Annotated in this window: 13 protein-coding genes and 2 tRNA genes; 6 read left to right on the top strand and 9 right to left on the bottom strand. The window is 63.9% G+C overall.

Features of this window, described 5'->3' with window-relative positions; translation table 11 throughout:
* Nucleotides 1–50 precede the first annotated feature (50 nt).
* The 4 genes from GJ695_RS13160 (at nt 51) to ahpF (ending at nt 6,823) form a co-directional block, all read left to right on the top strand.
* On the top strand, nt 51–1,532 hold the full coding sequence (locus GJ695_RS13160; protein ID WP_154365413.1) for an RCC1 domain-containing protein: 1,482 nt from the start codon (nt 51–53) through the stop codon (nt 1,530–1,532).
* Between the two features lie 141 nt (nt 1,533–1,673).
* Nucleotides 1,674–4,478 (top strand): EAL domain-containing protein, encoded by a 2,805-nt coding sequence (locus tag GJ695_RS13155; protein ID WP_371866525.1) that lies wholly within the window; start codon nt 1,674–1,676, stop codon nt 4,476–4,478.
* Between the two features lie 86 nt (nt 4,479–4,564).
* Nucleotides 4,565–5,128, top strand: coding sequence for an alkyl hydroperoxide reductase subunit C (gene ahpC, locus GJ695_RS13150; protein WP_154365411.1), 564 nt, complete (start codon nt 4,565–4,567; stop codon nt 5,126–5,128).
* A gap of 96 nt (nt 5,129–5,224) precedes the next feature.
* Complete coding sequence (gene ahpF, locus GJ695_RS13145) at nt 5,225–6,823, top strand: alkyl hydroperoxide reductase subunit F (RefSeq protein WP_154365409.1); 1,599 nt, start codon at nt 5,225–5,227, stop codon at nt 6,821–6,823.
* Nucleotides 6,824–6,875: 52 nt separating this feature from the next.
* On the opposite strand, the gene GJ695_RS13140 is transcribed toward ahpF, so the two are convergent.
* The 9 genes from GJ695_RS13140 to GJ695_RS13100 all read right to left on the bottom strand — a co-directional run bounded on the left by GJ695_RS13140 (nt 6,876) and on the right by GJ695_RS13100 (nt 12,199).
* Nucleotides 6,876–7,361 carry a hypothetical protein gene (locus tag GJ695_RS13140; RefSeq protein WP_154365408.1) on the bottom strand — a complete coding sequence of 162 codons (486 nt, stop codon included), beginning with the start codon at nt 7,359–7,361 and terminating at the stop codon, nt 6,876–6,878.
* 9 nt (nt 7,362–7,370) lie between these two features.
* A complete protein-coding gene (locus tag GJ695_RS13135; RefSeq protein ID WP_154365406.1) occupies nt 7,371–7,565 on the bottom strand; it encodes a hypothetical protein in 195 nt (64 codons plus the stop codon).
* Between the two features lie 65 nt (nt 7,566–7,630).
* Nucleotides 7,631–8,758 carry an AI-2E family transporter gene (locus GJ695_RS13130; RefSeq protein ID WP_154365404.1) on the bottom strand — a complete coding sequence of 376 codons (1,128 nt, stop codon included), beginning with the start codon at nt 8,756–8,758 and terminating at the stop codon, nt 7,631–7,633.
* Entirely contained in the window at nt 8,755–9,237 is a 483-nt protein-coding gene (locus tag GJ695_RS13125; RefSeq protein WP_154365402.1) for a cyclic nucleotide-binding domain-containing protein, read from the bottom strand. Before GJ695_RS13125 ends, GJ695_RS13130 begins: the two co-directional genes overlap by 4 nt.
* An 81-nt stretch (nt 9,238–9,318) precedes the next feature.
* A complete protein-coding gene (locus GJ695_RS13120) occupies nt 9,319–9,924 on the bottom strand; it encodes an ABC transporter ATP-binding protein (protein ID WP_154365400.1) in 606 nt (201 codons plus the stop codon).
* On the bottom strand, nt 9,915–11,000 hold the full coding sequence (locus GJ695_RS13115; protein ID WP_154365398.1) for a hypothetical protein: 1,086 nt from the start codon (nt 10,998–11,000) through the stop codon (nt 9,915–9,917). The genes GJ695_RS13120 and GJ695_RS13115 overlap by 10 nt, the downstream gene beginning before the upstream one ends.
* A gap of 79 nt (nt 11,001–11,079) precedes the next feature.
* Nucleotides 11,080–11,156, bottom strand: a tRNA-Asp gene (locus GJ695_RS13110).
* Between the two features lie 23 nt (nt 11,157–11,179).
* Nucleotides 11,180–11,255, bottom strand: a tRNA-Val gene (locus GJ695_RS13105).
* 98 nt (nt 11,256–11,353) lie between these two features.
* Entirely contained in the window at nt 11,354–12,199 is an 846-nt protein-coding gene (locus GJ695_RS13100) for a substrate-binding periplasmic protein (RefSeq protein ID WP_154365396.1), read from the bottom strand.
* Between the two features lie 90 nt (nt 12,200–12,289).
* On the opposite strand from GJ695_RS13100, the gene dinB reads away from it, so the two are divergent.
* Together dinB and GJ695_RS13090 are read left to right on the top strand one after the other, a co-directional pair.
* Entirely contained in the window at nt 12,290–13,438 is a 1,149-nt protein-coding gene (gene dinB / locus GJ695_RS13095; protein WP_154365394.1) for a DNA polymerase IV, read from the top strand.
* Between the two features lie 71 nt (nt 13,439–13,509).
* Nucleotides 13,510–14,406 (top strand): recombination-associated protein RdgC, encoded by an 897-nt coding sequence (locus GJ695_RS13090; protein ID WP_154365392.1) that lies wholly within the window; start codon nt 13,510–13,512, stop codon nt 14,404–14,406.
* The last annotated feature ends 83 nt before the right edge of the window (nt 14,407–14,489 follow it).

Genomic DNA, 14,489 nt, shown 5'->3' with positions numbered 1-14,489 from the left:
CCGGACTACACTGGGTCCACCGCAGACCTTATTCTGTGAACTGGAAGATCATGAAAAATTTTAAATTCTCCTCCCTCTTGCTGATCCCGGTGTTTGCCGTGCTGGCCGCGTGCGGCGGCGGTGGCGGCGGCGGCAGCAATAGCGGTTCGGCGACCCCGACGCTGAAAAGCATCGCGGTCACGCTGGCCTCCACCACCATCCCGGTCACGACCTTCCAGGACGCGACCGCCACCGGCACCTATTCGGACGGCAGCACCAAACCGCTGACCGTCGCCGGCGGCCTGGCGTGGACCACCAAGAGCGGCAACGCCGCCGTGGCGTCGGTCGCCACCGCCACCGGCCGCGTGACCGGCGTCGCGGTCGGCACCGAAACCATCAACGCCACCCAGGACAGCGTGGTCGGTTCGGTGACCATCACCGTGACGGCGCCATGGAAAGATGTGTCGGCCGGCGGCTTCCAGACCATCGCCCGCCGCGCCGACGGCAAACTGTATTCCTGGGGCCAGAACAACTGGGGCCAGCTGGGCGACAGCAGCACCACCGCGCGCCTGACGCCGGTCGTGGTCGCCAATGGCGCCGCCACCACCGCCTGGAGCAAAATTTCGGTCGGCGACCAGTTCGCGGTCGCCATCCGCGCCAATACCGGCGCCACCGCCACCGGCGGCTCGCTGTGGTCGTGGGGCCTGAATACCTATGGCCAGCTGGGCCAGGGTGACCAGACCAACCGCTCGACGCCGACCCAGATCGGCAAGGACACCACCTGGATCGGCGTCTGGGCCGGCAAGTACCACGTCGTGGCGCTGAAGGCCGACGGCACGCTGTGGGCCTGGGGCCGCAACGCCGAAGGCCAGCTGGGCGACACCACGGTGCAGGTGCGCACGGCGCCGGTGAAGGTCGGCGGCACGGATAAAACCAACACCACCACCTATATTGCCGCCAGCGCCGGCGGCACCCATACCCTGGCCATCCAGAAAGACGGCTCGCTGTCGACCTGGGGCGACAACAGCAGCGGCCAGCTGGGCAATGCCGCCGTCAGCACCTCGCCGGTGTCGACGCCGGCCAAGATCGGCAGCCTGACCTATGTCGCGGTCTCGGCCGGCGGCAGCCACTCGATGGCGATCGATACCTCCGGCAAGTTGTGGGCCTGGGGCGCGAATGGCTCCGGCCAGCTGGGCAACAACGCCGGCAGCGGCACCGTCAGTGCGCCGACCCAGATCAGCACCGACGCCGACTGGACGCTGGTGTCGGCCGGCGGCCTGCACACCCTGGCGGTGCGCAGCAACGGCACGCTGTGGGCCTGGGGCGCCAACAGCGACGGCCAACTGGGCGACGGCAGCGGCGCCGACCAGTTCTCGCCGGTCCAGGTGGGCCTGGACCGCACCTGGACCGGCATCAGCGCCGGCGCCATTCATAGCGCCGGCCTGAAAGCCGACAACACGCTGTGGACCTGGGGTGGCAACGCCGATGGCCAGCTGGGCAACGGCAAGACCACCACCTCGACGGTGCCGGTCAGCATCGCCAACCCGAACTAAGCGGGTTTCTTCCGCGCCCAACGGACGGCAGGCGCAAGCCTGGCCGTCCGTTGCTTTTTGTGCGTCCGGGTTGGCATAAAGCAGCGTTGTAGCGCATGAAACAGCTACACTGGAGCCAGTGCTTTCCGTCCCGGGATCTCCGTGCTTTTCCGCTTCAGCGTCCTTGCCAAGCTGTGTACCGTTGCCGCCCTGCTGCTGGGCGCGGCGCCGGCCTTGGCGCTGGAAAAAGTCACGCTGCAGCTGAAGCACGCACACCAGTTCCAGTTTGCCGGCTATTACGCGGCGCAGGAACTGGGCTATTACCGCGAGGCCGGGCTCGAGGTGCGCATCCTGGAGGGACAGGATGGCAACGCGCCGGAACGCGACGTCATCGCCGGCACGGCCGAATACGGCACCGGCAGCAGCAGCCTGCTGCTGGCGCGCATGGCCGGCAAGCCGGTGGTGGTGCTGGGCGTGATCTTCCAGCATTCGCCGTATGCGCTGGCGATGCGCCAGAGCAGCGGCGACGCCGATATCCGCCGCCTGATCGGCAAGAAGGCCATGATCGGCTCCCTCACCGACGACCTCGGCAACGCCGACGAGCTGCTGGCCTACCTGACCAAGGAAGGCGTGCCGACCAGCAGTTTCCAGCGCGTCGAACACAGCTTCAATCCGGACGACCTGATCAACGGCAAGGTGGACGCCATGGCGATCTACACCACCAACGAGCCGGACACCTTCGACCGCGTCGGCTTTCCGTATGATATCTACAGCCCGCGCGCGGTCGGCATCGATTTCTACGGCGATAACCTGTTTACCAGCGAGCAGGAAATCGCCAGCCACCCGGCGCGCGTGGCGGCCTTCCGCGCCGCCAGCATGCGCGGCTGGCAGTGGGCCATGAGTCACCAGGAGGAAGCGGCCGACCTTATCCTCAGTAAGTATTCGCGCCGCAGCGAGCGCCAGCACCTGCTGTACGAGGCGCGCCAGATGGTGCCGCTGGTGCAGCCGGTGCTGGTGGAAATCGGCTACATGAATCCGGAGCGCTGGCAGCATATCGCCGACGTCTATGCCGGCCTTGGCATGATGGCGCGCGGCGCCCGCTTCGACGGCTTCATGTACCGCGTCGATCCGCCGCGCGGCAACCTGTTGTGGCTGTACCGTTCGCTGGCCGGGGCGGCGCTGGTGCTGATGCTGGGCGTGGCCATCCACTTCAGCCTGCTGGCGCGCGAGCGCAAGCGGGCGCTGGAAACCATCCGCCAGGGCGAGCAGCGCTTCCGCACCATGTTCGAGGCGTCGCCGCTGGGCATCGCGCTGATCGACTCGATCAGCTACGAATACCGCGACATCAATGCGCGTTACCAGGAGATCCTGGGCCGTACCCAGCACGAATTGCGGGCGCTGCATTGGCTGGACGTCGGCCATCCGGACGACATCGTGCAGATCAAGGCGCAGATGGCGCTGATGACGACCGGGCAGATCAGCAGCTTCAAGGCGCTCAGCCGCCTGTTCCGGCCGGACGGCAGCGTGGCCTGGATCGACGTGTCGGTCAACAGCATCGACACGGCGGCCGGCAGTCATCCGCACCATCTGTGCATGATCGAGGATGTGACGGCCAAGAAGCAGAGCGAGGCGCTGATCTGGCAGCAGGCCAATTTCGACACGCTGACCCAGCTGCCCAACCGCCGCATGTTCCTCGACCGCCTGGGGCACGACATGCTGAAAAGCCAGCGCGACAAGTCGCGCATCGCCGTGCTGTTCATCGACCTCGACCACTTCAAGGAAGTCAACGACACGCTCGGCCACCAGCAGGGCGACGTGTTGCTGATCGACGCCGCACGCCGCATCGGCGCCTGCGTGCGCAAGTCGGACACGGTGGCGCGGCTGGGCGGCGACGAGTTCACCGTCATCCTGACCGAGCTGGAGGCGCCGGACCACGTGGAGCGCATCGCCCAGGCCATCCTCAACAGCCTGCTGAAGCCGTTCGACCTGGGGCAGGAGCAGGCGTTCGTCTCGGCCAGCATCGGCATCACCCTGTATCCCGATGATGCGCTCGACATCGATGACCTGCTCAAGCACGCCGACCAGGCCATGTATGCGGCCAAGGGCGCCGGCCGCAACCGCTACAGCTACTTTACGCCGACCTTGCAGGTGGCGGCGCTGAACCGCATGCGCCTGACCAACGACCTGCGCGGCGCGCTCAAGGGCGAGCAGTTCGAGCTATATTTCCAGCCCATCGTGCACCTGGCCAGCGGCGCCATCCACAAGGCCGAGGCCTTGATACGCTGGAACCATCCGTCGCGCGGGCTGGTCAGTCCGCTGGAATTCATTCCGCTGGCCGAGTCGAGCGGCCTGATCATCGACATCGGCGAATGGGTGTTCCGCGAATCGGCGCGCTGGGTGCAGCGCTGGCGGCAGCAGCATTACGCCGAGTTCCAGGTCAGCCTGAACCAGTCGCCGCTGGAGTTCCAGCGCGAAGGCAGTTCTTATCAAGGCTGGCTGGAACACCTGCAATCGCTGGCGCTGCCTGGCCAGTCGCTGGTGGTGGAGATCACCGAGGGCCTGCTGCTGGACGCCAGCAGCGCCGTCAGCAACCGCCTGCTGCAACTGCGCGACGCCGGCATCCAGGTGGCGCTGGACGATTTCGGCACCGGCTACTCGTCGCTGTCGTACCTGAAGAAATTCGACATCGACTATTTAAAGATCGACCGCTCCTTTACCCGCAACCTGGCCCCGGACTCCAGCGACATGGCCCTGTCGGAAGCCATCATCGTCATGGCGCACAAGCTGGACCTGAAAGTGATCGCCGAAGGCGTGGAAACGCCCGAACAGCGCGACCTGCTGGCCGCCGCCGGCTGCGACTATGGCCAGGGCTATCTGTTCGCCAAGCCCATGCCGGCGCAACAATTCGACCTCTTCCTGCGTGATAATGCTATGCCGTTTGCGGCGTTGATAGTCAAAGACAATTGAAACTATTGGAACAATCAATTTTGCAAATGGGTTAAAAAGCCTTAAACTGGCGTCTCAATGATTCACAACCCAACGAGGAAACCACAATGTCCCTGATCAATACCCAAGTCAAGCCATTCGCTGCCACCGCTTACGTCGACGGCAAATTCATCGACCTGACCGAAGAGTCGCTGAAAGGCAAGTGGTCCGTTCTGATGTTCTACCCAGCCGACTTCACCTTCGTGTGCCCAACCGAACTGGAAGATCTGGCCGATTTCCAACCTGAATTCGCCAAACTGGGCGTGGACGTGTACGGCGTGTCGACCGACACCCACTTCGCGCACAAAGCATGGCACGACACCTCGGACGCGATCAAGAAAGTGAACTACCCGCTGATCGGCGACCCAACCGGCAAACTGTCGCGTAACTTCGAAGTGATGATCGAAGAAGAAGGCCTGGCACTGCGCGGCACCTTCGTCATCAATCCAGAAGGCTTCATCAAAGTGATGGAAGTGCACGACAACGGCATCGGCCGCGACGCATCGGAACTGCTGCGCAAAGTTAAAGCAGCGAAATACGTTGCCGAGCACCCAGGCCAGGTTTGCCCAGCAAAATGGACCGAAGGCGCAGCAACCCTGACCCCGTCGCTGGACCTGGTCGGCAAGATCTAAGTCTTGAACAAGACTGCAGCACACAAGTAGTTACCGCGATGCCGGACCGGGCGTCCGGCCCGGCATACGCCTAAATATTTGTAAAGGAAGAAAATCATGTTAGACGCAACCCTCAAAACCCAGCTGAAAGCCTACCTGGAAAAAGTGGTCCACCCACTGGAGCTGGTCGCTTCTCTCGATGACAGCGCCAAAGCCCGCGAGATGAAAGAACTGCTCCTCGAAATAGCCGAGTTGAGCGACAAGATCACGCTGGTGGAGCGCAATGAGGCGGGCGTGCGCGCGCCGTCGTTCAGCATCAACCGTGTCGGCACCGACATCGCCGTGCGTTTCGCCGCGATTCCGATGGGCCACGAATTCACCTCGCTGGTGCTGGCGCTGCTGCAAGTCGGCGGCCACACCATCAAATTTGACGAAGCCGTGATCGAGCAAATCCGCAACCTGGATGGCGATTACGAATTCGAAACCTTCATGTCGCTGACCTGCCATAACTGCCCGGACGTGGTGCAGGCGCTCAACGCCATGTCGGTGATTAACCCACGCATCAAAGTCACCACCATCGACGGCGGCCTGTTCGCCAAGGAAGTGGAAGAACGCCAGATCCTGGCCGTGCCGATGATGTTCCTGAACGGCCAGCATTTCGGCCAGGGCCGCACCAACGTCGAGGAAATCCTCGCCAAGCTGGACACCAATGCCGGCGTGCGCCAGGCTGCCGAGCTGAGCAAGAAAGACGTGTTCGACGTGCTGGTGGTCGGCGGTGGCCCTGCCGGCGCCGCCGCGGCGATCTACGCCGCCCGCAAAGGCATCCGCACCGGTGTACTGGCCGAGCGTTTCGGCGGCCAGGTGCTGGACACCCTGGCGATCGAGAACTTCATTTCGGTGAAAGAGACCGAAGGACCGAAGTTTGCCGTCGCCCTGGAACAGCACGTCAAGGAATACGACGTCGACATCATGAACACCCAGCGCGCCAGCAAGCTGGTGCAGGTGGGCAAGGTGACCGAGGTGCACACCGCTTCCGGCGCCGTGCTGAAAGCCAAGTCGGTGATCCTGGCGACCGGCGCCCGCTGGCGCGAGATCAACGTGCCGGGCGAGAAGGAATACCGCAACCACGGCGTGGCCTACTGCCCGCACTGCGACGGTCCGCTGTTCAAGGGCAAGCGCGTGTCGGTGATCGGCGGCGGCAACTCGGGTGTGGAAGCGGCGATCGACCTGGCAGGTCTGGTCAAGCACGTGACCCTGATCGAGTTCGGCGCGGAACTGCGCGCTGACGCGGTGCTGCAACGCAAGCTGCGCAGCCTGGCCAACGTTACCGTGATCACCTCGGCGCAAACCACCGAGATCCACGGCGACGGCAAGATCGTCAACGGCCTGAGCTACACCGACCGCAACACCAATGTGTCGCACAAGGTCGAGCTGGAAGGCGTGTTCGTGCAGATCGGCCTGGTGCCGAACACCGAGTGGCTGAAAGGCACGGTCGCCCTGTCGCGTCACGGCGAGATCGACGTCGATGCCCGTGGCCAGACCTCGCTGCCAGGCGTGTTTGCCGCCGGCGACGTCACCACGGTGCCGTACAAGCAGATCATCATCGCCACCGGCGAAGGCGCGAAAGCGGCACTGTCCGCCTTTGACCACCTGATCCGCTCGGACGACGAGGAAGTTGTCGAAGAGTCGGCAGACAAGCAGGCCATGACGGCGTAAAAAGCTGTGTGCGCTTGCGACGTTCAAGATCGTCGCAAGCGCACAGGTGTTTTTACTTCCGCAGTACGCCTGAATCGCGCCCGAAGTGATTGAGCATATTATCCAGCCCCTGGAAGCCGAACAACAGCGCGGCGATCACCAGAATGGTGACGAAGTTCACCGCCAGATTCCCGCTCACATCCGCCGCCCACCCTCTCCAACTGCGTTTCCTGCGCTGATTGATCTGGATGTTCTCTAGTTGTTGCCCAATTTTCGTGGTCAAAAAGTCGCGCTCCAGCTGGTATTCGCGATGCTCCAAGCTATTGTGTATTAACCGCTGCATCAGCATTTGAGCTTGGTGAATGTACATACCGCGCATGGACGGGGTGCAGGCAGTTAGGTAGAACATCTCCAGGTCGTGAGGCGTCGCAGGCTCTCCGGTTTCATTGATGATGGCGTCGAGAGTCTCGGCCTTGTGCCGTTTGTAAGCGCTGTAAGCGAAGATTGCAAGAACTTCGCTATCGCATTCCTGGAATAGCAACCGATACATGGCAGGCATGGTGGCAGCTCATTTCAGTTTGAACGTCTCGTTCCACGCCGATTCCAATGCTGCCGTAATCTCCTTATCGGTGAATTGTGCGCTAGGCCAGTCATCAAAAAAACGTTGGCGCTGAGGTTTTCCTGCGCGCTCGTTGCGCATGTCTTCGTCGGTCTGCCTGCAAATTTGCCGAATTTCTGCTGAGGTAAAATTCTTAAATTTCACGATGACCTCCCGTGCGGACGTCCAGCCAGTGTACGCTGCGTTTAAAGTGCACGTTTGATACAGGTCTAGGAACTCAGGTCGTAGCTGGCTTGCCTGGTGCGCAGTGCGATGGCGTTGCGGTGGCGGGCGCGCAGGCGCGGGTCGGTGATCAGGCGGCCCAGGGTTTCGCCGATCACCATCACCACGCCCAGCAGCGGCAGCACCAGCATCAGGCCCGCCACGCCGGCCACCGAGCCGCCGATGAAGATCATCAGCACCGTGATCAGCGGGTGGATGTGCAGGCTGCGGCCCAGGGTCAGCGGCATGAACACGAAGTCGTCCAGCAGCCGCACCAGGATGAACACGCCGATCGCCAGATAGGCCACCGACGGATCGGCCGGGGCGTCGGTCGACGCCACCATCACCACCAGCATGCAGCCGACGATCGAGCCGACGTAAGGCACCCACGCCAGCACCGCCGCAATCAGGCCCAGCACCAGCGGCGACGACACGCCGATCGCCCACAGGCCCAGCGCCAGCACCGCCGTGTCCAGGATGGTGAGCCGGATCAGGCCGCGGAAATAGCGGTGCGCGGTCTGGTCGACTTCATGCAGCAGGCACAGCGTGCGTTCGAAGAAGGCGTTCGGCACCGCGCGCGCCAGGAACTTCTTGAAGCGCAGGCCGTCGCGCAGAAAGAAGAAGGTCAGGAACGGCGCCAGCAGCAGCGACGGCAGCCACGCCGCCACCGACACCAAAATGTCGGTCAGGTGCGACTGGATGAAGTCGCCGGTGAATTCGGTCATGCGCTGGTTGACGGTGTCGGCCAGCTGCACCTGGCGCAGGATGGGAAACTGCTGCTCCAGCGCCGTCATCGTATGGCGCACGAACTCCAGGCCGCCGGCCAGGTAGATGCCCAGCATTTCCTGCCACGAGGTGGTCGGCGCCGATTTCCAGTACACCGCCGCCAGCACGGCCAGCGCCAGCAACAGCAGGAACAGCGCGCCGACGCACAGCGTGGCCGCATTCTGGCTGAAGCCCATGCGCACCAGCCGCTGCGCGGGCGGCTGCAGGATGTAGTACAGCACGATGCCGAGCAGGAAGGGAATCGCCAGGAACAGCATCTGCTGCAACAGGAACAGCAGCACGCAGGTGGCGGCGATGATGCCGCTCCACACCACCGGGCCGCCGCGCTTCTGGGTCGGCAGCAGGTTCATAGCGCTTCCAGTTGCGGCTTGCCGGTCATCCAGTCGCGCAGGCGGCGGCCGATGTGGCGCGCCAGGGCCAGCGAAATCTTGTAGCCGATCACGGGATCGGTATCCATCAGTCCCATGAAGTCGGCGCGGAAGAACACCGCCAGCTCGCAGTTGTCCAGCGCCCGCGTCTGCGCGTTGCGCGGCGAGTTGTCCAGCAGCGCCAGGTCGCCGAAGAAGGAGCCGGCCGACAGCTCGGCCACCACTTCGCGTCCCGCGCCCAGCTGGCGGCTGATGATCACGCGGCCCGACATCACCAGGTACAGCGCCTGACCTTCCTCGCCCTCGTCGAAGATGATTTCGTCGGCCAGGTAGCGGCGTTCGTGCATCAGGCCGTCGACGATTTTCAGTTCGAGCGGTGTCAGCGACGCGAACAGCGCCGATTCTTTCAGGCGCAGCAGGCGTGGCGACAGCTCGGGCGATTTCAGGAAGCCGAAAATCAAGGGGGACTCCAAAGTAAGGGGGATGGCGACTCGGTATTGTCGCCGGTTTTACGTGCTTCCTGTGATTTTGTTGTTAAGAAATCACAGCTGCACGGTGCCGTTCAGCGGCAGTGCCGGTTCCAGATGGCTGGTCAGCAGAATGCACTGGCGCGCCAGCCGTTCCGGCGCCGATAGCTGCTGGCGCAGGTAGGCCACCGCGTCGACATCGAGGCCGTTGAACGGCTCGTCGATCAGCAGCAGGCGCACCGGCAGCGCCAGGGCCAGCGACAATTGCATCTTCTTGTGCTGGCCCAGCGACAGCGTGGTCACCGGCTGGTCCAGCGTCGGCAGCAGGTGGAAGGCGGCCAGCTCGGCATTGAGCAGCGCGGCGTCGGCGCCCGGATACAGCGAGACGTGCAGGTCCAGCACTTCGCGCACGGTCAGCCACGGCAGTTGCGGCGTGTCGCCGCCGCAGTAGTAGCAGTGCAGGCGGTAGGCCAGCGGCTGCGCATGCAGTTCGATGTCGTCGATCCAGACCGTGCCGGCATGCGGCGTCAGCGCGCCGCCGGCCAGTTTCAGCAGCGTGGTCTTGCCGGCGCCGTTTTCGCCGCGCAGCCAGGTGACGCCGGCGCCGAGGCGCAGGCTGAACTGGCGGAACAGCGGATGGCTGGCGTATTCAAAGGTGAGCTGCTCGATTCTTAATTCCATAATTCGCTTCCGATGGCGGTCAGGATGAGGATGGCGCCGAGAACCAGGCCGACGCGGCCGCGCACGCTGAGCTGGCGCAGACCGATGAGGGCCAGCTGGGCGACGGCGGCGGCGCACAGCCAGACGATGGCGACCTGGTGGCTGTAGCCTGGCGTAGCGCGGCCCAGCGTCAGCGCGGCGAAGCACGCCATCACGGCCAGCGCCGGCAGCAGCGTGAGCAGCATCGCCAGCCGGTACAGGCGCTCGGTGCGCAGCGGCCAGCCGGCGGCGACCGGGCGCAGCAGCGCGATCTGTTCGGCCACGGCCTTGTCGCCACGGTCGGTGAGCAGCATCAACATCAGCGCGGCGCAGGCGCCCCACAGCGCCGGCGGCACCACGGGCGGATGCCACATCCAGATCCCGACGCTGAGCAGCGCGCCAGCCAGCAGCAGGGTTTGCTGAATGCCGACCACATTCTCGGCGCGCCAGTAGGGCAGCCAGAACAGCTGGAACCAGAAGCGCGCCAGGCCGCCGCGCGACGGAACATAGGCGCTTGGTGCGGGACGCGCGCGGTCCGGCTTGCGCGCCGCCGGCATGCGGGCGCGATGGAATAGCATCAAGGTGGACAGCAGCCATGCCAGCAGCAGCGAGGCCAGCGTCAGCAGCAGCGCCTGCGGCGCCACGGGACGCAGCCAGTCCGGCCACTGTTGTAGCCAGATCAGGGTGGACAGGGCATAGGCTGCCGCCAGCGGCCCGACGATCATACCGGCCACCGCCGCCTCGGCGATCCACTTGCTGCGCGCGGCGATCGGCAGCGGCAGGCTCCACGTCACCACCGCCGCTGGATGCAGGCGCTTGCGCAGCAGCCACACCGGCGCGCTGGCCAGCACGGTCTGGCCGGCAAACAATCCCAGCGCTTGCGGCCACGGCCGGGTGGCGGCAAACAATCCGGGCAAGGCGATGCAGGCCAGCAGTCCGACCAGCACCGGGCCAAACGCCAGCAGGATGTATTCAAGCGAGCTTTGCAGGCTGCGGGCAAATTGCAGCAGCGCGTGGCGGGCCAGCCTGAGGCGGAAGCGGAGGTAGGAATTTTTCATTGCCAAGCAGCTTACACCGACAATCTGAGGCGGAAATGAAAAAAGGCCTGATGCGAACATCAGGCCTTCTTCGGAATATTGGCGGAGCGGACGGGACTCGAACCCGCGACCCCCGGCGTGACAGGCCGGTATTCTAACCAACTGAACTACCGCTCCAATTCGTTGTTTATAAGTTTAGCTGGTGGGTGCTGAGAGGCTCGAACTCCCGACCTACGCCTTGTAAGGGCGCCGCTCTACCAACTGAGCTAAGCACCCAGAAAACTTATCAGCGTTGTTTCATTTAACTGCGACAACTGCTGAACGAGGCCGTATTCTATAGGAGGCCGATTCGATTCCGCAAGGGGTTTTGAAAATTATTTAGAAAATTTTGCCGGCGGCAGCGCGTCGAGAATTTCGCGCGTGCCGTCATGGAACAGCTGGCGCGTGATGTCGGCGCCCAGATAGTGTTCGTACAGGCGCTGCATGGTGCCATCCTCCACGATGGACCGCAGCGCGTCGGCATAGCGTTGCAGCACTTCCGGCGCTACCTGGTTGGCGACATACAGGCCGACCATGGCGCGCGGCGATTCGGTCACCGTCGACGCGCGCATCTTGCCGAGCATGCCGAACTGGCGCTGGTTCAACAGGTGGATGGTGGCCGGCGCCAGCGTGCCCTCGGCGCGCCCGGCCAGGATCTTGCGGAACACTACGCCGTAGTCGTTGACGTATTCGAGCCGCCCCAGTTTTTGCAGGCGGTCCAGCTGCACCTGCGTTTCCGGCGTGTAGAAGATGCCGCGCGTGATGTTCAGGCGCGCCGTGCTGTGCTCGACGAATTCAGCCAGGCTGTGGAATTTTCCCGCGTGCTGGTTCAGCAGCACCAGTTCAAAGCGCGTGTAGGTGTAGGGCAGCCAGGTGCCGTAGCGGTCGCGCTCGGCGCTGCGGAACGAGGCGCCGGTCAGGTCCAGCCGTTTGTTGAAGAATTCGGCGTACAGGCGGCTGCGCGGGAACCAGCGCACGGTCAGCGGGCAGCCGCTGCGCTTTTCGATGGCCTGCAGCACATCGACATTGCTGCCGCGGACGACGCCGCCGTCGAGATAGGAGGAGTAGCCGAGGTCGCTGACGCCGACGATGGCCGGCGGGCAGGCAGGCGCAACCGCCGCCTGCGCAGAAGCGAGCGGCAGCCACGAAGCCAACAAAACGGTGGTCAGGCGTTTGGTCATGCAAAGAGTGTAGCACCGACAACTTGCAGAATGGACGGTTTCGAGGGATACTGTATGTATCCACAGTAATTATCTCCGACTATGGCTGAAATGGCTGACGTTGCGCGCCGCATTGCCCACATCGACATGGATGCGTTCTTCGCATCGGTCGAGCTGTTGCGCTATCCGCAGCTGCGCGGCCAGCCGGTGGTGATCGGCGGCCGCGGCTACGATCCCGAGCAGCGCGCGGACGGTTCCTACGTCTTCAAGCGCCTGCGCGACTACGTCGGCCGGGGCGTGATCACCACCGCCACCTACGAGGCGCGCGCCTTCGGCGTCGGTTCGGCCATGGGCATGATGAAGGCGGCCAAGCTGGCGCCGGACGCCATCCTGCTGCCGGCCAACTTCGACGCCTACCGCCATTATTCGCGGCTGTTCAAGGAAACCGTGGCCGCCATCGCGCCGGACATCGAGGACCGCGGCATCGATGAAATCTACGTCGACCTGACCGACGTGCCCGGTGAAACGCATGAATTGGCCACGCGCATCAAGCAGGCCGTGCACGCGGCCACCGGGCTGACCTGTTCGGTGGGCGTCACGCCCAACAAGCTGCTGTCGAAGATCTGTTCGGACCTGGAAAAACCCAACGGCCTGACCGTGCTGGGCTTTGAGGATATTCCGGCGCGCATCTGGCCGCTGAATGTGCGCAAGGTCAACGGCATCGGCCCCAAGGCCACCGCCAAGCTGGCCTCGCTGGGCATTGACACCGTGGGCCAGCTGGCGCTGGCCGACCAGGGGCTGCTGCAGGATTATTTCGGCGCGCATTACGCCGGCTGGTTGGCGCGCGTGGCGCACGGCATCGACGAGCGCGAGATTTCCACCAGCCGCGAAAGCAAGTCGATCTCGCGCGAGACCACCTTCGAACGCGACCTGCACGCGCGCCAGGACCGCGCCACGCTGTCGGGCATCCTGGTCACGCTGTGCGAGCGGCTGGCGGACGACTTGAAGCGCAAGGGCTACGTCAGTCGCACCATCAGCATCAAGCTGCGCTACGACGATTTCCAGATCGTCAGCCGCAACGTGACGCTGCCGCAGTCGGTGGCCGAGCCGGCCGCCATCCTGCAGGCGGCGCGCGAATGTTTAAAGCGGGTGCCGCTGCAACGCAAGCTGCGCCTGCTGGGCGTGCGCGCCAGCACGCTCGAACCTCCCGGCGCCATGGCGCGCACGCCACAACCGGTGCAGGGCGATCTATTCGCCTGAGCCCGCGCGGTGCGTCAGCGTGTAAAATGGCGCTCCTTTTGCAAATCTCCGAAACAAGGCCTGTCAACTTTATGTGGTTCAAGAATCTACAGATTTACCGTCTGCCGGCCCCTTGGGCCTACACGCCCGAACAACTGGAAGCAGCGCTGTCCTCGAACGCCTTCACGCCGGCCAGCAGCAATGAATTGCTGCGCCAGGGCTGGGACAAGCCGCGTCCGAACGGCGGCCTGGTGCACGTGGTCAACAAGCAGATGCTGATCCTGCTGGGCACCGAGAAGAAACTGCTGCCGGCCACCGTGATCAACCAGGTGGCCAAGGCGCGCGCGGCCGAGATGGAAGAAGCCCAGGGCTTCGCACCGGGCAAGAAAGCCATGAAGGAACTGAAGGAACGCGTGGCCGACGAGCTGCTGCCGCGCGCCTTCTCGATCCGCGGCAATGTCTGGACCTGGATCGACCCGGTCAACGGCTGGCTGGTGGTGGACGCCGCCAGCCCGGCCAAGGCCGACGAAGTCATCAAGCTGCTGCTGAAGGCGGTTGACCGCATGCCGCTGGAAAGCCTGCGCGTGCAGCGCTCGCCGGTGGGCGTGATGACCGAATGGCTGCAGACCGACGAAGCGCCGGCCGGCTTCACGGTCGACATGGACACCGAACTGCGCGCCACCGGCGAAAGCAAGGCGGCGGTGCGCTACGTCAAGCACTCGCTCGATCCGGAAGAAGTGCGCCGCCACATCGCGGCCGGCAAGCAGTGCACCCGCCTGGCCATGACCTGGGACAGCAAGATTTCCTTCGTGCTGACCGAATCGCTGGCGATCAAGGGCGTCAAGCCGCTGGACGTGCTGGACGAAAAAGACGCCGGCGTGCGCAACGACGACGAACGCTTCGACGGCGATTTCATGCTGATGACGGGCGAACTGGCCAAGCTGATGGCCGACGTGGTGGAAGCGCTGGGCGGTGAAGCCAAGGCTTGAACCTGAAATTACTTGCCGTTAAAGTAAAAATGCCGCGAAGTCGTTGATTTCGCGGCATTTTTTTTGACTGTTGGTGAAAAATT

Source organism: Duganella alba (assembly GCF_009674495.1).
In the GTDB taxonomy this organism is placed as follows: domain Bacteria; phylum Pseudomonadota; class Gammaproteobacteria; order Burkholderiales; family Burkholderiaceae_D; genus Rugamonas; species Rugamonas alba.
The sequence above is the reverse complement of the archived record's forward strand: the minus strand, read 5'-3'. Positions and strand labels throughout refer to the sequence as shown.

Bases quoted from the DNA above. Each gene is read 5' to 3' on its own strand.
- ahpF (WP_154365409.1), top strand. From the start codon at position 5,225: ATGTTAGACGCAACCCTCAAAACCCAGCTGAAAGCCTACCTGGAAAAA.
- GJ695_RS13140 (WP_154365408.1), bottom strand. From the start codon at position 7,361: ATGCCTGCCATGTATCGGTTGCTATTCCAGGAATGCGATAGCGAAGTT.
- ahpC (WP_154365411.1), top strand. From the start codon at position 4,565: ATGTCCCTGATCAATACCCAAGTCAAGCCATTCGCTGCCACCGCTTAC.
- GJ695_RS13100 (WP_154365396.1), bottom strand. From the start codon at position 12,199: ATGACCAAACGCCTGACCACCGTTTTGTTGGCTTCGTGGCTGCCGCTC.
- GJ695_RS13120 (WP_154365400.1), bottom strand. From the start codon at position 9,924: ATGGAATTAAGAATCGAGCAGCTCACCTTTGAATACGCCAGCCATCCG.
- GJ695_RS13130 (WP_154365404.1), bottom strand. From the start codon at position 8,758: ATGAACCTGCTGCCGACCCAGAAGCGCGGCGGCCCGGTGGTGTGGAGC.
- GJ695_RS13160 (WP_154365413.1), top strand. From the start codon at position 51: ATGAAAAATTTTAAATTCTCCTCCCTCTTGCTGATCCCGGTGTTTGCC.
- GJ695_RS13115 (WP_154365398.1), bottom strand. From the start codon at position 11,000: ATGAAAAATTCCTACCTCCGCTTCCGCCTCAGGCTGGCCCGCCACGCG.
- dinB (WP_154365394.1), top strand. From the start codon at position 12,290: ATGGCTGACGTTGCGCGCCGCATTGCCCACATCGACATGGATGCGTTC.
- GJ695_RS13090 (WP_154365392.1), top strand. From the start codon at position 13,510: ATGTGGTTCAAGAATCTACAGATTTACCGTCTGCCGGCCCCTTGGGCC.